Source organism: Alteromonas sp. MMG017 (assembly GCF_018100795.1).
Classification (GTDB): Bacteria; Pseudomonadota; Gammaproteobacteria; order Enterobacterales; family Alteromonadaceae; genus Alteromonas.
Genome location: NZ_JAGJDY010000008.1, coordinates 229,841 through 250,970 on the forward strand (window position 1 = coordinate 229,841; position 21,130 = coordinate 250,970).

The 21,130-nt window shown below is 42.5% G+C and carries 16 protein-coding genes and 2 tRNA genes; 4 read left to right on the plus strand and 14 right to left on the minus strand.

Features of this window, described 5'->3' with window-relative positions:
• Positions 1-18: 18 nt before the first annotated feature.
• Together gloA and J8L84_RS14170 are read right to left on the minus strand one after the other, a co-directional pair.
• Complete coding sequence (gene gloA, locus J8L84_RS14165) at positions 19-405, minus strand: lactoylglutathione lyase (protein WP_211071250.1); 387 nt, start codon at positions 403-405, stop codon at positions 19-21.
• Between the two features lie 133 nt (positions 406-538).
• Positions 539-1,249 carry an SDR family oxidoreductase gene (locus tag J8L84_RS14170; protein WP_211071251.1) on the minus strand — a complete coding sequence of 237 codons (711 nt, stop codon included), beginning with the start codon at positions 1,247-1,249 and terminating at the stop codon, positions 539-541.
• Positions 1,250-1,677: 428 nt separating this feature from the next.
• Between J8L84_RS14170 and J8L84_RS14175 the strand changes: the two genes are divergently transcribed.
• The 3 genes from J8L84_RS14175 to J8L84_RS14185 all read left to right on the plus strand — a co-directional run bounded on the left by J8L84_RS14175 (position 1,678) and on the right by J8L84_RS14185 (position 5,836).
• Positions 1,678-1,890 carry a cold-shock protein gene (locus tag J8L84_RS14175; RefSeq protein WP_013784966.1) on the plus strand — a complete coding sequence of 71 codons (213 nt, stop codon included), beginning with the start codon at positions 1,678-1,680 and terminating at the stop codon, positions 1,888-1,890.
• A 543-nt stretch (positions 1,891-2,433) separates the two neighbouring features.
• Positions 2,434-4,101: a diguanylate cyclase gene (locus J8L84_RS14180; RefSeq protein WP_211071252.1), complete on the plus strand. Its 1,668-nt coding sequence runs from the start codon at positions 2,434-2,436 to the stop codon at positions 4,099-4,101.
• Positions 4,102-4,666: 565 nt separating this feature from the next.
• Positions 4,667-5,836: an alpha/beta hydrolase-fold protein gene (locus J8L84_RS14185; protein ID WP_247670787.1), complete on the plus strand. Its 1,170-nt coding sequence runs from the start codon at positions 4,667-4,669 to the stop codon at positions 5,834-5,836.
• Between the two features lie 86 nt (positions 5,837-5,922).
• On the opposite strand, the gene J8L84_RS14190 is transcribed toward J8L84_RS14185, so the two are convergent.
• Entirely contained in the window at positions 5,923-7,323 is a 1,401-nt protein-coding gene (locus J8L84_RS14190; protein ID WP_211071253.1) for a M20/M25/M40 family metallo-hydrolase, read from the minus strand.
• Between the two features lie 334 nt (positions 7,324-7,657).
• Here J8L84_RS14190 and J8L84_RS14195 point away from each other — a divergent pair, with 334 nt between their 5' ends.
• Positions 7,658-9,736, plus strand: a complete 2,079-nt coding sequence (locus J8L84_RS14195) for a S9 family peptidase (protein ID WP_211071254.1) — start codon at positions 7,658-7,660, stop codon at positions 9,734-9,736.
• 146 nt (positions 9,737-9,882) lie between these two features.
• Here the strand turns inward: J8L84_RS14195 and J8L84_RS14200 are convergent, their stop codons facing one another.
• The 11 genes from J8L84_RS14200 to J8L84_RS14250 form a co-directional block, all read right to left on the minus strand.
• Complete coding sequence (locus J8L84_RS14200) at positions 9,883-10,746, minus strand: alpha/beta hydrolase (RefSeq protein ID WP_247670788.1); 864 nt, start codon at positions 10,744-10,746, stop codon at positions 9,883-9,885.
• Between the two features lie 335 nt (positions 10,747-11,081).
• Positions 11,082-12,605: an amidohydrolase family protein gene (locus tag J8L84_RS14205; protein ID WP_211071256.1), complete on the minus strand. Its 1,524-nt coding sequence runs from the start codon at positions 12,603-12,605 to the stop codon at positions 11,082-11,084.
• A 303-nt stretch (positions 12,606-12,908) separates the two neighbouring features.
• Positions 12,909-13,550 (minus strand): endonuclease III, encoded by a 642-nt coding sequence (gene nth, locus J8L84_RS14210; protein ID WP_063458287.1) that lies wholly within the window; start codon positions 13,548-13,550, stop codon positions 12,909-12,911.
• Between the two features lie 118 nt (positions 13,551-13,668).
• Positions 13,669-14,361 (minus strand): electron transport complex subunit E, encoded by a 693-nt coding sequence (locus J8L84_RS14215; RefSeq protein WP_211071257.1) that lies wholly within the window; start codon positions 14,359-14,361, stop codon positions 13,669-13,671.
• Complete coding sequence (gene rsxG / locus J8L84_RS14220; protein ID WP_211071258.1) at positions 14,358-15,026, minus strand: electron transport complex subunit RsxG; 669 nt, start codon at positions 15,024-15,026, stop codon at positions 14,358-14,360. Before rsxG ends, J8L84_RS14215 begins: the two co-directional genes overlap by 4 nt.
• Positions 15,027-16,127: an electron transport complex subunit RsxD gene (gene rsxD, locus J8L84_RS14225; protein ID WP_211071259.1), complete on the minus strand. Its 1,101-nt coding sequence runs from the start codon at positions 16,125-16,127 to the stop codon at positions 15,027-15,029.
• Positions 16,124-18,766: an electron transport complex subunit RsxC gene (gene rsxC / locus J8L84_RS14230; RefSeq protein ID WP_211071260.1), complete on the minus strand. Its 2,643-nt coding sequence runs from the start codon at positions 18,764-18,766 to the stop codon at positions 16,124-16,126. The genes rsxD and rsxC overlap by 4 nt, the downstream gene beginning before the upstream one ends.
• Before the next feature lie 3 nt (positions 18,767-18,769).
• Complete coding sequence (gene rsxB, locus J8L84_RS14235) at positions 18,770-19,339, minus strand: electron transport complex subunit RsxB (protein WP_211071261.1); 570 nt, start codon at positions 19,337-19,339, stop codon at positions 18,770-18,772.
• On the minus strand, positions 19,339-19,920 hold the full coding sequence (gene rsxA, locus J8L84_RS14240) for an electron transport complex subunit RsxA (protein ID WP_013784953.1): 582 nt from the start codon (positions 19,918-19,920) through the stop codon (positions 19,339-19,341). The genes rsxB and rsxA overlap by 1 nt, the downstream gene beginning before the upstream one ends.
• Before the next feature lie 212 nt (positions 19,921-20,132).
• A tRNA-Asn gene (locus J8L84_RS14245) sits at positions 20,133-20,209 on the minus strand.
• A 28-nt stretch (positions 20,210-20,237) separates the two neighbouring features.
• Positions 20,238-20,314: transfer RNA gene (locus J8L84_RS14250), tRNA-Asn, on the minus strand.
• Between the last annotated feature and the right edge of the window lie 816 nt (positions 20,315-21,130).

A 21,130-nucleotide genomic window follows, 5' to 3' on the forward strand; every position in this document is an offset into this window, starting at 1 on the left:
GTATTTTAAAATAGAGACTTATTGTTTTGTTTGGATAAGTTCAATGGCATAGCCATCTGGGTCGCGAACAAAAGCGATGACAGTAGAGCCGCCCTTAACAGGACCTGGCTTACGGTATACATCACAGCCATTTTGTTCAAGGGTTTCGCAGAACTGATAAATATCGTCTACTTCGATGGCGATGTGGCCGTAAGCTGTGCCTTTTTCATAGGTGTTGTCACCCCAGTTATAAGTGAGTTCAAGTACGGTAGTGTTAGTTTCTTCACCGTAACCCACGAAAGCGAGCGTGTATTCATAAGCTTGGTTTTCAGACTTTCTTAGCAGCTTCATGCCCATCAAATTAGTGTAGAAGTGCAAAGACGCATCAAGATCCTCAACACGAAGCATGGTATGTAGCATTCTCATTCGATTCTCCCCCGTCCTTCTAAGGACATCATGTATATCAGTTTACTATGGGTATGTGAAAGGAATGAGACACTAAGGCGCAAATACAATGGCTGCAAGCGCCTATCGGTAAACCGCTAGCAAAAAAGGATAGTTAAAAGCCCCACATTCCAATATTGTCTATTTTAAGACGACGAGGTTGCTGTAGTAAATAAACGAGCATATCAGCAAGATCATCATTTTGAATAAGCCCTGAATCAATTTCATCCTTTGGCGTTTTTTGAGATTGAATAAGCGCAGGGTTGAGTGAATGAACATGAATGCCGTACTCACGCACTTCTTCCTGAAGGGCTTTACCTAGCCCCACCATGGCAAATTTTGACGCGCAATAGACGCCTGCATTGGCATAGCCGTTAAGCGCAGCTTGTGAGGCAATATTTACCACGTACCCATCTTTTTGCTTAATCATATTGGGCACCACGTTTTTGCACATCAAAAATGTACCTTTAACGTTGGTATCCATAACGTCATCCCAGTCGCTTTCGCTGGTCTCACAAATTAAGGTTTCTTTGCCAAAGCCACTGTTATTTACCAATACTTGAATATCGCCGAACTGCGAATGTACTTCCTGTATAAAGTAACTTACCGCAGATGCATCACTAATATCGCAAACTTGGCCATAAATACGCTTACCGAATTGGGCTTCAAATTCTGCTACTGTGTCATTAATAGTGGCTGCGGTTCTTCCGCAAATAGCGACCTTCATACCTTCTTGAAGTAGTCTTAGGGTAAGGGACTTACCCAGACCTTTACCGCCGCCGGTAACAATCGCCACTTTCTCGTTTACTGAATAATGTTGTGACATACAGCCTCTACTCGAGTTGTGATTTCTAAGCGCGTTAGCGCAACAAGAACATGAGCCTAGCTAATATAAAGGGGCATTCCTATCAACATACGTATGTAAGTTGTCAGTCGTGATTGCGCCGCCAATTGATGGTGTATGCGGGGAAGGGCACGGTGGATAAGGTATGTGAGCAATTGTAGGAGAAGCCTTACAGCAATGTGGTGCACGACAAGAGAAATAAATAGCGATTTAGGTAGACTTACCTGACTGAAAGATGTACATTATGCCCGCTTTAGATAATTAAAAGCTTTTTCTACTACTGCGTTGTACCCTTTTATTCTTCAGTTTTATCGAAGTTTTAATAGATATACATTTGCGTTACTAGTAAGTTAAATCTATTGCTATCCGGTGAATTTCACCAATTACTTCAAATATATAAGGTTACAAACATGTCTGATACAGTAAACGGCACAGTTAAATGGTTCAACGAAGATAAAGGTTTTGGTTTTCTTACTCAAGACGGTGGCGGTAAAGATGTATTCGTACATTTCCGTTCAATCGCTTCTGACGGCTTCAAAACTCTTTCTGAAGGCCAAGCGGTAAGCTTCAGCGTAGAACAAGGTCAAAAAGGCCTTCAAGCTGCAAACGTTGTTGTTCTTTAAGTAGAACTTTAAAATACAACGACAAAAGGCTAAGTTTCTACTTAGCCTTTTTTAATTGTGCAATACTAATATTTTTATTTATTTTTGGTTTGATAAGAACAGAATTTTGAAAGGAATTTTAAAACGAATAAAAAACTAGCAACATTATTATACAAAGAAAAATTATATGTCTCATACTATTAACGGCGCCTCGCTCCGTACACTTCCCCCTATTTCGACAATCTCAGTAAATAACTTCAACGTTGTTTTCACCGATACAGAGTGTCAAAAGTCAGTTCAATTTCACAACAACAAAGATACTAAAGTATTTTTACGTTGGTTGCTTAATACTACGGTTGAAAGTATTTACGCTTAGCTAGTTAGCAGGCTGAAGCAAAATTATTACTGCGTTAAGAGCTCGTGTGTCGCTATTGCCTTACAGAATATTGCGTAAAAAAAGTAAATTTCCTCTTTTATATTATGAATTTTGAGAAAGCAGGTTTATGCTTGATACAGGACAAGTAACATTTTTGTTGCCCTTTTACCTGCAGACAAGGTTCGATTTTGCTTTCTTACTTTCATTTGGGTGTTTTGTATTTTCTCCTTTTACTGTCGGTATTTCCCGTATTCGGTCAGGAACCTATATCAGTCGTTGATGATAAGCGCATAATTGCTGATGCTAATCTGTGGCACGAATTAGATGATTCTTTTGATACAACAAGCCTCGAATCAAAGGATAAGCTAGCAATTTTAAAAGAGGCTTATGAAAGCGCCGCGGTTGTTCCATCACTGGGTGGGATGTCGGGAAGTTACTTCACCAAAGTAGTCTTAGATATTTCACAAAAAGGGCAGTATTTTGCAGTCGTTAATGCCAACTTCATTGATGTTGGCTTAGCATCATACTCGTCGTCTATTCAGCCTGAACCTAGCACACAAGTATTTTCTCAACTTCTTGATGACAGCACACCGCCGGTACTTCATTTTCAAGCCGTGACGGTGCAAACCGTTGTGGTGAATGAACGGGTAGAATTATGGCTGTTTATTAACGCCAAGCAGTTTCCTACGCCGGTTTCCATTACCGTGTTAGACAGTGCAGAGTTTTATCGCTTCCAAAAATTTAATAACGGTATTTCCATAGCTGGCATTACCACCATGTTCATTTTGTCGTTGCTGGCCTTGCTCATCTATTCAGGGACGAGGAAAAGAGTAGCGTTAACCTGTGCAGGCTATTTGGGTTTTCATGCTATTGGCTGGGCAGCAGCTTCTGGAATGCTAGGAGATATCGTTCATTTCCCATTTAATACCAGTTATTGGGGAATGCTACTTTTTCCTTTCGCTATTGCCTGTGCCGCGCAATTTGTCTCTGATTTATTTGAGTGCAAAACCGACCACAAAAAATTATTTAAATTTCTAAACGTCTTAAGTGTTGTGAGCGTCGTATTAGGCGTTGGCATGTGGTTTATACCATTCACCATCGCATATTTGCTATCTCACTTATTGGCTATGTTCTGGATAGTGGTGACCATAGCGGTGGGTGTGAGCATGATTAGACAGCAAGATTTCCGCGCGAAATATTTCTTGGCAGGCAATCTACTCTACAGTGCATCACTTGGCTACTACATTGCTGCTCACAGCCAATATTTTGGTGAGCTAGCGTACCCCGAATCGGTTGTTATATTTGCATTGTCGCTAGATTGCTTATGTATTTTGTTGTGCTTAACCGAGTGGTTTAAATTGAAGCAAAAGGAGTTCAATCGAAACCAGTACTTGTCTCGCATAGACTCAATGACACAGCTTGGTAACAGATTTTCTCTAACAGAATGCATTGAAGCCTTAAATGATTACTACGTTATTATTTACATCGACTTAGATGGTTTAAAGGCCATTAACGATAAATACGGCCATGATGAAGGCGACAAACTTATTATTAAGACGGCGAGCCTGTTACAACAATCGTTTTACTCTTTGGGAGATATCTTTCGCTCAGGAGGCGATGAATTTGTGGGCGTATTGCATGCCGATTCGACCAGTGAAACTCGAAACGTGGCTGATAGTGCCTTATCAGTAGTATCGAATGTTTCAATGGAGCTTAGCCAGCAATGGCGTGATGCGGGTGTTAGCTTTGGGATTGCAACCAGCCTAGAAACTAACTTACCTTCTGAATGTATATCTCTCGCTGACAAACGAATGTATCGACATAAAGCTAAATCGAAGCATCCGCGCGCTGGTTAGGCGCTTAGTGAAAAGGCGCTGTGTAAGAGTTCTTAATAAGGGCTCTAAATAAGGGATCAGTGAAAACGCTTAGCCTCTGTAAATAATATGATTTCGCTTTTAGTTTCAATGCCAGCTATTTAAACCGCCAAGCTTTATAGTATTAGTCTTTAAACAATTGCAATTACGCATTTCTCCATCACAGTCTACCTTATCAAGGTTTTTTTAAGCTTTACGGTGCTGCTTAGCGTAAAAAAAAGCGGCTATCATCAAGGCCAAGGGCAGTAAAAAAATTAATTCAGGTATCATGCTTAACACTCACTGTTTTGTTCACTTAATAGATAGATTAATGATTCATCATTTATTTGCAAGTAGCTCAAATGGCTAGTTTGCTTAAATGAAAAGTCGCACGCGTGGGTTTATCTACTTTCATTTCTGTCTTCTTGCTGGGTCTGTTTCCGCATCCTTTCCGCACCTTTTTCCGCAGTCCGTGATTTTGTGTTAACGTAATTAAATAGCATAAATTTTCATAACGCATTAAAAGGGCTTAACTTTCATGGCGCTGCACCGAATAAAGATTCTATGTTTGTTTTTACTATTGGTAAGCCCAATTACCTATGCTCAAGATGCTTCTGTAGAGGGTGAATTAGATAATCCTAGTTACACCCTAATTACCGAAAAGCTAACATCGAAGGTTTTATCAGAAGAGCGGACTGTGTTTGTACAGCTCCCTAAAAGCTATGCTGAAAATCCTGATAAAAAATACCCCATTATTTATCGTCTTGATGGTGTCGGTACTTTGGTTATGCTGAATGCGGTTCTAGAAAGTTTGCAATCTCAGCGGGCGGCGCCAGAAGTTATTGTAGTGGCAATCGAAAATACCGACCGACTACGGGATTTATACCCTAACGTAAATAAAGATCCCAACGGCCCTGTGGGTTATGGCGGCGGCGGTGCTAAATTTTTACAATTTATCACTTCAGAGCTGATGCCGATGGTGGAAAGTAAGTATCGCGTGCATGATTTTCGAGTTATTGCAGGTGCTTCGGCAGCAGGTGCTTTCTCATTGTATGCCATGCAGAAAGAGCCTGAATTGTTCAATGCCGCCTTAACTTACAGTGCTGCGGTATGGTGGGCAAATGGCGCAACGGCAAAGACTACGGTTGAGTTCTTCAAGAATAATAAAAAGTTCGATCATTACCTTTATACCGCTATTGGCAACGAAGGTGCGCCCATGCGCCCTTATTATGATGGCATGATTTCAGATATTCGTAAAAACAAGCCTGAGGGACTGCGCTGGCATAACGATGTATTTACTGATGTTCCTCATAACCTTGTGACCAATGCAGCAAGCTTTAAAGCGTATTACAGTTTGTTTTACTCAGAGTATATGCGCCCGAAAGACTATGATGGTGATTTGAGTTCGATTGAAAAGTATTACGAAGCGGTATCACAGCAACGCGGCGAGAAAATCGAAGCTGCGGAATGGGTGATAAGAGATTTAGGTTATCACTTCGTGACAGAACAAGATTTCGATGAAGCTATCAAGCTATTTCAGTACGGTATTGAACGCTATCCCAATGTGCCTGATGCATATAATGGTCTTGCCTATGGCTACGAGCAATCCGGCAAGTTTGAAAAAGCTCTGGAGCAAGTGAATAAGGCATTAGCGCTAGCCTCACCTGATTACGATGGCTATGACGTTTATGTGGGTAGACGGGAACGGTTATTGAAGGTTATTGAACAAGCAGGGTGAGAGTTGGTGAGAGTTAAAGCGCGAATGTAAGCGGGCAGGAGAGTAGCTCAGTTGTACTAGCTCAGTCCCGGCCCGCTTATGGCATATTAAGGCTTTAATGCCACATCAGAGTCAGCAATTAAATATATACTTGCTGCGTAAGCAGCAATATTTTGTGCTAATTCATTTGGATCAATCTTATCAAGCGTATCATCTGGCGTATGATGCAAATCGAAATAATCCTGTCCATTTTGGTTTAATCGAATGGTCGGCACACCTTTTTTCGCCAAGGGAATGATGTCAGGGCCACCGCCAGGTACATCTGATCCCCCTCTCACTATGCCAAGAGGGGACAATATTTTTCCTACTTCATCCATTAGCAAGGTAGCTTCTGGATTGACGTTCGATACTAACTGCCAAATGGTTTGCGCACCAAAGTCAGACTCGGTTGCCAAAACATGGTTTTGTAAATTCGCATCATGTTGTTTCGCATAGGCGAATGCACCAAGTAACCCCACTTCTTCTGCACCAAACATTACCACCCGAATAGTACGCTTGGGGCGAGTAGGCAAGTTAGCAATCAACGCGGCAGCTGCGGTAGTGATAGCAACGCCTGCACCATCGTCAACCGCGCCAGTGCCTAAATCCCAGCTGTCTAAATGGCCACCAATAAGTACGATTTCTTCAGGCTTCTCACTTCCCACTAAATCGAGAACGACATTTCCGCTTTTTACTTCGCCTTTCCATTTTGATTCTGAATGCAATGAAAGACTTATAGGCTTGCTTAAACCGTGTAAGCGGCGAAGGTGATCTGCATCAGGATTTGAGATAGCGATAACAGGAATATCTGCCCATTTGTCACCGTCTTTACTCATCATCCCTGAGTGTGGGAATCTATGTGAGTCTGAGCCGACAGAGCGAACCACTAATGCGCTAGCCCCACCACGCTGCGCATGTTGCCAGCCAATTCTACGACGTTGATTGGCTTGGCCATAACCTGCGCCAGTTTGGCTTTTAACCATTTTGTCGCCATCGACAAAAGCAATTTTTCCGCTAAGGCTGCCATCCTTAATATCTGATAACGCGTGAATATCTCTAAAATATACTACATGGGCGTCAATACTTTCTTTTGATGGCGCACCACCACCTAAAGCGGTGCCGTATAAATCCTGCTGATAAGGCGAGGTTAGCGATATGTGTAAATGACCTCTATCCCAAAAAGGCATCGTAAATGGTTCGATACTGACGTTGTCGAATCCCAAACGTTCACCTAACTTTACTCCCCAGTCCCTCGCGCGCTTCTCAGCTTCAGAGCCTCCCAATCGAGGGCCTATTTCTGTTGTCAGCGATGTCACGATTTCCATGCCTAGGTCGCTTTTAAGTGCGGTGTCTATAAGATTGTTAGCAGTTTGTTTTTGTTCGCTTGTTATCACATTAGAAGCGGCCAGTATCGGACAACTAAAAAAAACGACTATAGCGCTAAAAGTGAGGCGTCTAAGTTGATGCATGTATTCTCCATTGAAACTGTTATTAGGGCCAAATTTATATAGTAACTGCAACGTACCCCAAAATTGTTTTTATTATTTAAGCGTTTTTTTCTATTTTTAACGATTTAGGCCATAAAGCAATGAGCGCGGTTGCGCGCGTAGAAGATGCTGCCGTTTACAGCCATAGTCGCTTAGCTAAAAGAAGAAAACCATGAGCGCGACCAGAATATGAAATTCACCCTATAAATACTACTTTTTACATCAAATGTAAGGTATTTCTAGCGTTATATAAGCTATGTTAAACCTTCAATAGTCATTCTATTTATCGATTTAAAACAATTAGAGCAAACGAGCCATGAATAAGAAATATCTAAGCAAGTCGGCGTTAACACTAGTCATAGGTACATTATTTACTACCCATTCAGCGTTGGCAGACGAATCGGCAAACAATACTTTGTCTTTAAAAGACGTATTTAATCTTGAGTACGCGGCTAATCCTGTTGTTACTCCCGATGGCAAGCATGTTGTGTACGAGCGTCGTAGCATGGATATTATGACTGATTCAATGCGCAGAAATCTGTGGTCAATAGCCTTAGATGGAAGTGCCCATCTGCCTATTCTTTCTGACAGTAAAAACCACTTTAATCCTGTGTTTTCACCTGATGGCGCTAAAATGGCTTACCTTTCAAGTAAAGAAGGTAAGGTTCAAGTTTATCTAAAAGATTTAGCATCAAATAGCACAACTCGCGTAACCGATGTGGCAATGCGCCCGAGCGGTATGAGTTTTTCCCCAGACGGTAAATATTTAGCTTTTGCTATGTTTACACCCACTAAAGCCAAACCGTTATTTAATTTAGATTTTAAGCCTAAAGGCGCTAAGTGGGCAGAAAACCCTCAGTATATTGACCAAACCAATTTCCAACGAGACGGTATGGGAATGAAACGCCCCGGCAACATGCAAATATATGTTGTGCCAACCATTGGCGGAACACCAAGACAAATTACCTCGGGTGAGCACGATCACGCCGGCACCATTGCCTGGTCTAAAAATGGCCAACAGATAATCATCTCTGCAAACACCAGCGATGAAGCTGATTTCGATTTGCTCAATAGCGATCTGTTTAGCATCGACATAGACACATCAAAAGTCACTAAATTAACGGATATGAGTGGCCCAGAGCGTAGTCCTCATTTAAGTCCTAATGGAAAGAAAGTAGCTTTTGTCGGTAATGAAGATAATGGAAAGTCGAATCAGTTAAGTCAGTTGTATGTAATGAATTCGGATGGCACGGACATCGAAAACCTGACTAGTGAGCTAGACCGCTCTATCGGTACAATTAAATGGGCAGACAACGGTAAAGGTTTATATTTTAGCTATGATGATATGGGTAAGAAAAGTGTCGCCTATGTTAGTTTGTCAGGTAAGATTTCAACAAAAACAAGTAACTTAGGTGGCACCAGTTTAGGGAGACCGTACACATCAGGCGATTACGATGTCACGCCTAAAGGCAGTGTTGTTTACACAGCGTCTGCAGGAAATCGTCCCGCAGACCTTGCAATAGTCACCAGTAAGGGAAAAGTTAAACAACTTACTGACCTAAATGGCGATGTGTTTGACCACAAAACAGTGAACAAGCCAGAATTGTTGGAGCTGAAAAGCAGCGTAGACAATAGAGATTTACAGGCTTGGATAGTCACCCCACCTAATTTTGACCCGAAGAAAAAATACCCATTAATTTTAGAGATACATGGCGGACCTCATACTGCGTATGGCCCCAGCTACTCAACAGAAATACAATTAATGGCCGCTGCTGGCTATGTCGTTTTATATGGCAACCCACGTGGGTCTACGTCTCAAGGTGAAGAATTCGCTAATTTAATTGATAAAAATTATCCATCACAAGATTATGATGATCTTATGGATATGGTGGATGCCGCTATTGCTAAAGGCTATGTGGATGAGTCTAACTTATTTGTTACTGGCGGTTCTGGTGGTGGAACGCTTACGTCTTGGATCATCGGTAAAACTGATCGTTTCAAAGCCTCGGTAGTAGCAAAACCCGTTATAAACTGGACAAGCATGATTGGTACCTCTGATATCTATGCCTACATGAGCAAGTATTGGTTTTCAGACTTACCTTGGAACGATTATGAACAATATTGGAACCGTTCGCCGTTATCATTAGTGGGCAATGTCACAACGCCAACCATGGTGCTTACCGGTGAATTAGATGTACGTACCCCCATGTCTGAAAGCGAGCAGTATTACGGCGCATTACGCTTACAAGGTGTCGATAGTGCACTGGTGCGTATTCAAGGCGCTTATCACGGCATCGCTGCTAAGCCTTCTAATTTAGCACGTAAAGTTGGCTATATTTTAGCGTGGTTTGATAAGTACAAAGATGACGCGAACAGTGAAATGAAAGAGGATTAGAGGTTAGTTTTCTCTAGAAGTACATCTTAAAAACCTAAGCCCTATATACTGTTGTAGTAATAGGGCTTTTAACTTTTTTAACGCGTTAAATTGCTAAAGCATTTGTTTTAACTAAGTGATTTATTACCAACGGCCTTATTGCTTATTTAATGTTTATTTAAAAAGCTTAAAATATCTTTAGATACACGTCTAACATCTTCCACCATAGGCATATGGCCAAGATCTTCATAAATAAGTGTGTTTGAGTTAAGTATCATTTTCCAGTGCGTGAAATCGTCTACCGGTAATAGTTTATCGTTTAGCCCCCATATCAACATTGACTCAGGATAATCAAATCGATAATCACGAGGGTAAAAGTCGCGCAAGTTGAAAAACTGGTTGAACATGTGGGTATATTGGGCTCGTTTACTAATGTATTCCCATGCTAGTGCGCGCAAAATAAATCTTGGCACAAAAGGCGGTTTAGTCATGATTAAATCATAAAAATTAAAAAAATCCTGTTCAACTTCATGGTCGAAAGGGTTTTGTTGACTGTCTATCATGTTTTGCGCAAACAGAGACTTAGCGCCTGCTGGATCGATTAAAACGGCTTTTTCGATTCGCTTAGGCATTTCATCAAATAGTTTGGCCGCCATCATTCCGCCCATTGAATTTCCGACGATGCTGAAACGCTTAATGTTTAATTGTTCTAATAGCGCTAACAACATCTTGCATTGGCTAGGCACAGAATAATCGTCACTGGCGCGATAGGCAGTCTGGCCATGGCCTTTAAGGTCAGGGATAACTAAGTGGTATTGAGAAGAAAACCTTTTGGCAAAACGGTTCCACACATACTTATCAGCACTGAACCCGTGTAACAGCACCAGTACAGGCTTATCAGTAGAAAAGTGTTTTGTATTACTATGATAGAACACTTCAAGCCCATCGATTGAACGGCTGTCACACTGCAATTTAGCTAGTTTTGCTTCTGTAAAATTAACAAAATCAAAGATTAATCGACTCAAAAGCATACGACGCCGCTTAGTCGATAAAATAATCATCAATCCTACAATAACAGCAGTAATCAATAAAACGATGATAAATAATTCCTAATGATTTCTATATTGGCTTACAACGATGTGCAGACTTTTAGTTTTAGATAGGAGTTTAATCGGAATCTAAGGCGTTGACTAGTAACACTATTCGGACGGAGAGATTTCTAACAGGTAGGTAGTATTGTGTTTAACTTCAATGTTTTTAGCTATGGTCAATTTTGTGCGGTTTTAGTACTCTAAAATAAGCGTGTCTACAGCAGTGTTAAGCTGGGCAAATGCTAATAATTCTAGAGCATGAACAACCTCAAAGATTAATATCCGGCGTTTCTAGCCTCTGGGGTATTATCTTGAAACATTGCGACTATCATTTTGACCGTAACTAATAGGTTATTAACACCGCTGACATTCGTTTCTACATAATCTTTTTGTCGTATCAAATCGTGTTCGTCATAGACTGCGCCATCAAAAATGAGCATTTTGATGCTTTTGGTATTTTGGATGTTAGCCAAAGGATTTTTGTCGAGCAAAATAACATCACCTATTTTGCCTATATCTACGCTTCCCATTTTTAGCTGCTTTTGAAAATAAGTTGCAGGTAAAATTGTGGCCGATGCGAGTGCTTCGGCATTTGATAAGCCAGCTTTTGTCAATTGTTCTAATTCAGCATGAAGCGAAAAACCCGGAAATGAGTAAGGGTCATAGGTGTCGGTCCCTGCGAGTATCTTGACACCTTGTCGATGGGCTTGTCCCGTTAGCTCAAGACCTCTAAGGTAATATTGATTGAGTGTGCTAGCTGAGTACGCTTTCATGCCTTTGGCATCATCTGCCCAAAGGTTTTGCACCATAAACGGAATATATTTGAGTTTAGCATCTGATAGGAATTTATTATCGTTGCTAAATGCCTCATATCGTTTAGTGATGTGAGTTGGAACAAAATACGTGTCGTTTTGGACCATTGCGGCAACCAGCAAGTTAAATTTCTGCTGTTCAAATGAATTAATAATTTCTATCTTCGTTGGTTGGTGAGTTTTTGATACGCCGTTATTTGAAAACCTTTCATAGTAATATTGCCGTAAGAGGGGGGCTTTTGTTGAGGCGTTATCAATGAATAAATGCGCGTGTTCAAAACTTCGTTGACCAGCATTAGATGCCAAAATTGGATCAATACTTAACGGATAATGACCTGCAAATTCGACATGATTTTGCTCTGCTAATTTCGCTAGTTTGAGAAAACGAGGTTCTTTTATTTGACTGTATATTTTAATAAAGGCATTTGGATTTTCTGATGTTTTTAATACCACTTTTTCGACATCGCGACGGTCATAATTATCACCTACGATATGATCAGCGGAGCCGACAATTCTGGGGCCAAGTAATTCGTGACTGTTGATTGATTCAGCCCATAGTCTTCTCTTAGCGGCAATATTCATAATGCCTTGCATATCGCGCAGGTACAGAATGCCATTGGCTATGTAAAGGGGCATAGATATTTGTGGCGCTTCGTTAAAAGCAAGATGTGAATGCATGTCCCACAAGCCCGGCATCAAATACTTATTGTTACCAGCCACCATATAGCCACCACCTTTGGTGAAACGAGTTCCAGCTTTTCGAATGTCTGTGATGATCCCAGCTTCGATGACGACTTGTTTATCTTCCAGTATCGTTCCGCCAATGACATCGACTATATTGACGTTATCGATAATGATTAACTCTTGCTTTTCGTTTTGAACAAGTGGTGGCGTTAATGGGGTAAAATATAGAGCGGTAACTACCAGTACACCGGTGACCAATATCCCAATAATCCCCAGACCGATGTGTTTGAATGCAGAATGCAATGAATTAACCAAGTAGAGTAATTGATATTTATAAAGCTAAAGCAGAAAATTGCACAACACAAGAAATTGAACAGTTTAAATGCTACGAAATATAATATCGGTTAGTCGGCTATGCCTTTCAACTCACATAAATCTTCAATGATACATGCGACGCGTTTGGGGTTTCGCGCGGTGCATACGTATCCCTTGAAATGGCTGAATAAACCAGTGATGAACATTGAGTTTAGATTCTTTGGGACGACGTTTAAGAATTCTTTGCAAGGTATCAAATAGCTCTCAAATAGGTAAAGCACTATGTTTTAGCTATTCAGCATACTCAGTCTTATCCTTAAACTCACACAAGTCTTCAATAATGCAGGAGCCACAACGTGGTTTACGGGCAATACAGGTGTAGCGACCATGAAGAATCAGCCAGTGGTGCACATCCACTTTAAATTCAGCAGGTACTACTTTTAGCAGCTTTTCTTCTACTTTCTCAACGGTTTTACCCATGGCAAGTTTAGTGCGGTTACTGACACGATAAATATGGGTGTCTACCGCTATTGTGGGCCAGCCAAACGCGGTATTAAGTACTACGTTAGCGGTTTTACGGCCAACACCAGGAAGGGCTTCTAATGCTTCACGGCTTTCTGGCACTTCGCCATCGTACTTTTCAACTAAAATTTCGCTTAATCGGTGTACATTTTTAGCTTTCGAATTAAACAAGCCGATGGTTTTTATATATTCTTTTAACCCGTCTTCACCAAGCGCAGAAATGGCCTGTGCGGTATTCGCAATTGGAAATAATTTATCTGTGGCTTTGTTTACGCCAACATCGGTAGATTGCGCTGACAAGGTAACCGCGACCAACAATTCAAAGGGCGTGGAGAAATTAAGCTCAGTGGTAGGGTGAGGGTTAGCATCCCGAAGTCGGGTTAAGATTTCACGTCTTTTTGTATTATTCATGTTTACTTCGCTTATACTTATTCCACTCGAGCTCGGTGGTATTCTTTGCCACTTGCCACTTGCCACTTGCCACTTGCCACTTGCCACTCGCCACTCGCCACTAGTCGCTTAGATTTCGTTATGCTTCAGCGGTAACCCGTGCGCGAGTTGCTTTTTCTTTCACCGTGCTTTCTCGGGCAGCAATTCGAGCATCAATCATGTTCTTAAAGGCAATTAAAAGGCCCATGCCTAAAAACGCACCGGGTGGCAATATGGCCAATAAGAAAGGGGAGGCGGTTTCAAATAAGGTGAGTGTCCAATTACTCGCAATGCTTCCAAAAAGTCTGTCGGCACCCACGAACAAAGTTCCATTCCCTAAAATTTCGCGCATACCACCAAGCACTACAAGTACGAAGGTGAACCCTAAGCCCATCACTAGACCATCGTAGGCTGATGCGCCCGCACTGTTTTTAGAGGCAAAGGCTTCTGCTCTACCGATGATGGCGCAGTTGGTAACAATTAACGGGATGAAGATACCCAACGCAAGGTATAACTCGTAGGTAAAGGCATTCATTAAAAGCTGCACTATGGTAACAAAAGCGGCAATAATCATAACAAATACGGGGATTCGTATTTCGTTACGAACGATATTTCGCACTAATGAAACGGTGACGTTGCTGCCAATTAATACAAGGGTGGTGGCTAAGCCTAGTCCTAATCCATTGATGAAGGTGGCAGTAACCGCTAGCAACGGGCACAAGCCTAGCAGTTGAACTAGCGCAGGGTTGTTCTTCCAAATACCTTGGAGGGTAAGGTCGCGATAATCTGTCATTCGCTTAACACCTCATTAGTTGGTAATAGGTCATTTTCAATACCGCATAGGTTAGGGGCAGAAAATAAGGTTTGTTGATTGTCTTGCACGTAAAGCAGGGCATTTTTAACAGCACCCACCACCGCTCGCGGCGTTATTGTGGCGCCAGTGAATTGATCGAATTCGCCGCCGTCTTTCTTCACTTGCCATACAGGTAAGGCACTTATCGAGAAGTGTTTTCCGGTGAATGACGTTATCCAGTTGCTGATTGCCAATTCAATTTTATCACCCAATCCTGGGGTTTCTTTGTGCTCTAACACGCGAACACCCAGCACATTCATTTGCGTATCTACCCCAATAACTAGCGCAATATCACCGCTATAACCATCTGGTGCAGTAGCTTCAATGGCTAGGGCTGTTGGCTCGCCATTTATACGTGCACGATAAACCGTATGAGGCTCTTGCGTACCTAAATTCGAACTTACCACCGCAGTGCAATCGGCATAGAGCTCATTATCATGTAACTCATGCGGCACCACTTCATTTAATATGCTAAGCAATTTTTGCTTTTGTTGCTGTGCAATCCGCTCGGCTGTACCGTTGTAGGTAAGGGCGATGAGCGCAGTACCAATTATTGCAAACGCGCTTAACATCAAACCATTTTTTATTAGCGTCTCTTTTACCATTTACTCTACTCGCCTTGCTTTCTTGGTAACCTGATGCCCGTATGTGCGAGGGCGGGTATAGTAATCAATCAGCGGCACTACCATGTTCATGATAATGACGGCAAAAGCAATGGCGTCTGGGTAACCGCCAAAAACTCGAATGATAACCACCCAAAAGCCAATGGCTGCGCCATAGATAATACGCCCTTTTTGAGTGGTAGAGGCAGATACCGGATCGGTGGCTATAAAGAATGCACCCACCATAACGGCGCCATTAATTAAATGAAAAAGCGGCGATGCATAATGATCGGCATCAACCAAATAAAGCAATAATGAAAACGCAGCTACAGACGCCAGCATGCTGCCTGGAATGTGCCAGCTAATCACTTTCAATCGCACAAGCCATAGGCCGCCTAGTAGATAACTTAAGCTTACCCATCCCCAGCCTGCACCGGCAGATTGAAATAGCCCAGTAGAAAAAATAGGTCTAAGCAATGATTCTGAGTAAGTAATGCCCAAGGTTAAATCAGTCTTCAACGTGTCGAGCGGTGTGGCCATTGTTACCCCGTCTGCAACCCCGCCAGCCACAGTACGCAACTGGGTAACATCGTAGCCGGTGGTAGAAAAGTCGGTAAATATAAGTGCTGCCGAATCTAAGAAGCTAGGTGTTAAGCTTGCTAGGTGCTGGGGTGGCAACCATAAACTCATGGCCGCAGGGAACGAGATTAGTAGCACTACATAGCCAATCATCGCTGGATTGAAAATGTTAAACCCTAAACCGCCGTACACTTGTTTGGCAACGGCAATGGCGAAAAATACGCCTGTAATCGTCATCCACCATGGCAGGGTAGGGGGAATACTAATGGCAATTAGCAGGCCGGTTAATATGGCAGAATAGTCGGTTAACGTACGCTCGATAGGACGTTTACGTAGCCAAAGGATTACCCCTTCAAAAACCAGCGCACTAGCAACCGCTAAAAAGGCTTGAATGAGCGTACCCCATCCAAAAAATACGGTTTGGGCAATAATGCCTGGTACCATGGCATAAATGACCAAGCGCATGACCTGGCCAGTATCGCGCTTTACTCTTTGATAGGGAGAACTAGATAAGGTTAATTTCATGATTGATTGTTCTCACTTTCTGCCGCTGCTTTTTTTGCTTTGGCCTTAGCGACTGCTGCGGCAATACGGCGTTTTTTCTCAAGAGCAGGATTGTTTGTCTCTTCTGATGATATCGGCTGTGGAGCGCTTTGCTTGGCCTCGTGAGTAGGCGCAGATGGTTCTGCGTTCTCTGTTGCCTTTTGTTGCTCAGCCTCACCATTTTGATTAGCAGTGGCCACTTCGTCTGCTTTGACATTTTGCGCTTCAGCCAAACGTTTTTTCGCTTTAGCTTTTGCTACTGCCGCTGCTATTCGGGCTTTCTTGTCATCAGCATTGCTAGTGGTTTCGCTGTTTGCTTCTTTTTCAACCCTGTCATCGCTGCTGCTTGGCTTATCAAGAGGCTTTTCGCTTTGGATATTGATAAGGTCAGCCTTGGGCTCAATAGTAGCTTCAGCATCTGTTGAGGCTGGTTTAGGTGTTTCTAAATCGCCACGCTTCTGCTGTTTTTGTAATTCTGCTTTTTTAGCTTTTTTAGCTTTTGCTTTAGCAATTGCTGCGGCTACTCGGGCTTTTTTCTCATCTTGCAGTTGCGTTGATGAAACTGTGTCAGAAGCGTCTTCTTTAGGCTGACTTTGTGGTAATTCGCTTCCAACTACCTCAGTGCTGCTATCATTTTGTTGCTGACGAGCTGCTTTTTTCGCTTTTGCTCGCGCTATAGCAGCGGCAACTTGTGCTTTTTTGTCGTCGGCAGGCGTATTTGTATTGTCGAGTTTGCTATCGACTGGGCTTTCAGTATGGCTTTCAGTTTGGCTTTCAGGAGCAGCTTGCTCTGTCTGCGCTGTCGTTTGAGATTCAGATAAATCGACAGCAGCTTTAGGGGTATCAGCTGCTGTTTCGTTAAGCTTCTGAGCCTTTTTAGCTTTAGCTCGTGCTATGGCGGCGGCTACCTGGGCTTTTTTATCATCAGCAGGTGAGCTTGCGGTAGTTTCTGCGCTAGCTGCGGTACTTGGGGATGCAGATTTTGCGTCAGCCACGTTTGTTTCGTCAGAATCAGTGCTCTGAAGGGCTGCTTTTTTCGCCTTGGCTCTGGCTAATGCAGCCGCGACTTTATCTTTAGAGCTATTTTGCTCAGTAGAAGGAGCCGGGGATGCAGACCCGTTATTGGAATTACTCTTCGCGGCGAGTCGTGCTTCTTTAGCGCGGCGGTGTTTCGCTTCACGCTCTTCTTTTTCTCGTTCTAGGCGCTCATTTCGCGCTTCAAAACGTTGTTTCGCTTTTTCTGCTTTGTTCTTTTCATCTCGTTGTAATCGAATTTCTGATTTAGCTTGGCGATAATAATGCACCAAAGGTATTTCACTCGGGCATACATAAGCGCACGCGCCGCATTCAATACAGTCGAAAAGGTCATACTCTTCAGCTTTGTCGTACTCTTTCGCTTTGGCGTGCCAAAACATTTGTTGTGGTAGTAATGAAGCAGGGCATGCGTCAGCACACGCACTACAACGAATACACGGGCGTTCGGCGTTATCGTCTACTAATTCTTTTTTACTGGGTACTAGTAAGCAGTTTGTGGTTTTTACCACGGGTATGGTGGCATCAGCTAAGGCAAAGCCCATCATGGGGCCACCCATAATAACTTTTGGGGACGTTTGCTTTTTAACTTGGTAATTGGCTTCGTCGAGCAAATGCTTTACCGGTGTGCCAAGTAACGTGCGAAAATTAGCAGGTTTAGCTACGGCATCGCCGGTTACTGTGACAATTCGTTCAATAAGCGGTTTGCCATGTAAAATAGCGTCGGCAATGGCAAAGCAGGTCCCAACGTTAAACATCATTACACCGATGTCTGCTGGTAGGCCATTACGGGGGACTTCGCGGCCTGTGATAACTTGAATTAATTGTTTCTCACCGCCAGCCGGGTATTTTGTTTCAATGGGCACTACCCGATAGGCGTCTTTATCTTGGCAGGCAATGTTAAGTGCTTGAATTGCTTCTGGCTTGTTATCTTCAACAGCAATAACAATCGCTTTAGGCTCAATAATATGTGCTAAAACATCTAACCCCTGACGAATCTGCCACGCGTGTTCGCGCATAAGGCGATCATCTGCAGTAATGTAAGGTTCGCACTCAACGCCGTTTAGCACTAAAAACTCAACGGGTTTACTGGTGGCAGTTTTAATATGAGTAGGAAAGCCTGCGCCTCCCATGCCAGAAATTCCTGCTTGGCAAATGGCATCTACAATCGTATTTTTATCTACCGCAGTATAATCAGCTAAAGGTGATAGCTCACCCCACGTATCTTTATCATCGGGTTTGATGCTAACGCACATTTCCGTAAGACCACTAGGATGAGCAACCACGTGAGGTGCTATAGCAACAACATGGCCCGAGGTGGGCGCATGTACTGGCACAGCATAAGGTGTTGTAGCATTAGATAGCGCTTGGCCTTTGTAAACATAGTCTCCTACATTTACGCAGCATATACCTTCTGAGCCCACATGTTGACGTATAGGCAATGTGAGCAGGTCTGGCATTGTTGGCTGCACAATAGCCGCTTTGTTCGACAGTCTCTTTTTATCATCAGGGTGCACGCCGCCCGGGAACGAAAAGAGTTTCCCGGAATTTAGGCGTTCAATAATGTTATCAAAATCTGGGTAGTTCAACGCTTACGACACCATTTTAATTGGAATGTCACCTTTAGGTGATGAGGAAAAATCCCACTTCCATGTTGCTGTGGTTGGTGTAACAGGCACCATATCGATACAGTCTACTGGGCAGGGCTCTACACATAAATCGCAGCCCGTACATTCTTCAACAATCACTGTATGCATATGCTTTGCTGCACCTAATATGGCGTCAACGGGGCATGCTTGAATACACTTGGTACAACCAATACATTCGTCTTCTCGAATGAAGGCGACTTTTTTCGTATCTTCTTCGCCGTGAGCCGCATCGAGAGGTTTTGGCTCTACCCCCATCAAATCGGCAAGTTTTTTTATGGTCGACTCACCACCTGGGGGGCATTTATTTATTTCATCACCATTAGCAATGGCTTCTGCATAGGGTTTGCAACCAGGGTAGCCACATTGTCCACATTGGGTTTGGGGCAATATTTCGTCGATTTGATCGACTAGTGGGTCGCCCTCTACTTTGAATCGAATACTGGCGTAACCTAAAATTAGGCCGAAAAGAAGCGCAAGTGCGCCTAATGCGATAATGGCGTATGTCATGGTCATTATACTTTCACCAAACCGCTAAAGCCCATAAACGCCAACGACATAAGACCCGCCGTTATCATTGCAATCGATGCCCCTTTGAATGAAACAGGCACATCGGCAGCAGCTAAACGTTCTCGCATGGCCGCAAATAAAACTAGCACTAATGAAAAGCCAACAGCGGCACCAAAGCCATAAATAAGGCTTTCCATAAAGTTATGCTGCTCGGTAAGGTTCAGTAACGCAACACCAAGTACAGCGCAATTGGTGGTAATAAGAGGAAGGAAAATACCTAATAAGCGGTAAAGGGTAGGGCTGGTTTTATGCACCACCATCTCAGTGAACTGAACCACAACAGCAATCACTAAAATAAACGCTAACGTTCGTAAGTAGCCAATACCTAAAGGCGCAAGTAAATAAGTCTCTACTAAGTAGCTTGTGGCCGAGGCTAGCGTTAAAACAAACGTGGTAGCCATAGACATACCCATGGCAGTCTCGAGTTTGCTCGACACACCCATAAAAGGGCATAAGCCAAGAAACTTCACCAGCACGAAGTTATTAACTAATACGGTACCAATTAATAGTAATAAAAATTCAGTCATGAAAATCGCAATTCCTACGAGGAATTAGTTGAGTCTCGGCATAATCGCCGTACTCGAAATTAAAACAGGAATAATTTGTCTATTATCGCTTTTTAGGCGCAGATTAACAACTTGATTGAATTAGGGTTATTTAATGAATATATAAGCTATTTCAGGAAGAAAAAAACGTATGAGATAATAGAAGAGTATAAAGCGGTAATGAGCCAACCAAGTGGCTCCCCCTCCCCGATTCGAACGGGGGACCTGCGGATTAACAGTCCGTCGCTCTAACCAACTGAGCTAAGGGGGAATTGCACTTAAAGTTGTCGATGAAAAGTTGGCTCCCCTTCCCCGATTCGAACGGGGGACCTGCGGATTAACAGTCCGTCGCTCTAACCAACTGAGCTAAAGGGGACCTGCTTTTCAACGGGGCGGAATATTAAAGAGCATCTGGGTTTCTGTCAACAACCTTAATGAATTTTTTATGCTAAGTGGTCAAAAAATAGCTTTTTAGGGGTTTTATGCTCAAATTTACACCAAAAGCGAGAAAGTGATGCTTAATTACTGAGCGAGTATTCGTATTGCCGTGTTTAACTGCATTATCAAAGGAATGAATTTTTACGAAAAGCGACTCGTTTCATTCAGTAGCAAAATACGAAACCTATATAATAAAATAGAATAAAAAATGTTTTGTATACTGATATTATGTACAGTGTTTAATAAATATGTAACCTAGAGCTTAGTATCTCAAGGTTAGTCTTCACTTACATAATTAGGGAGGGGTTACCCAGCATAGGGCGTAATTGCTGGGGTAGAGCTACTTATCCACTAATTCTGTGGATAACTATGTTGATAGTTATTAACTTGAGGATAAATTGGTAAGATCATCGTGGTCATGATCGTGAGCTCTACCAACCTGTAATCACTAAAATCAATTGTATTTCAATGGTTTACTTGTTTATGTTAGATCTCTAGTTAAGATCTTAATAGATCTGTTGGACAAAAAATATCTTGTGTGTTAATTCGTCGACTATGAGTTACTTTTTCAACGATATAACAGTAAGAAATGAAAGGTTTACATAAATTTTACATTTTTGTGTGGTGTTGCTTCTACGGCAACTTAGGTGTAATCGACCGATAGACTGTCTTAAAAGCGCAATCTAGCCGTAATGAAATTGTCATTACACTAAATTGGCTTATTTCATAAACTAAGTTGATAAGCCTTCAAGCG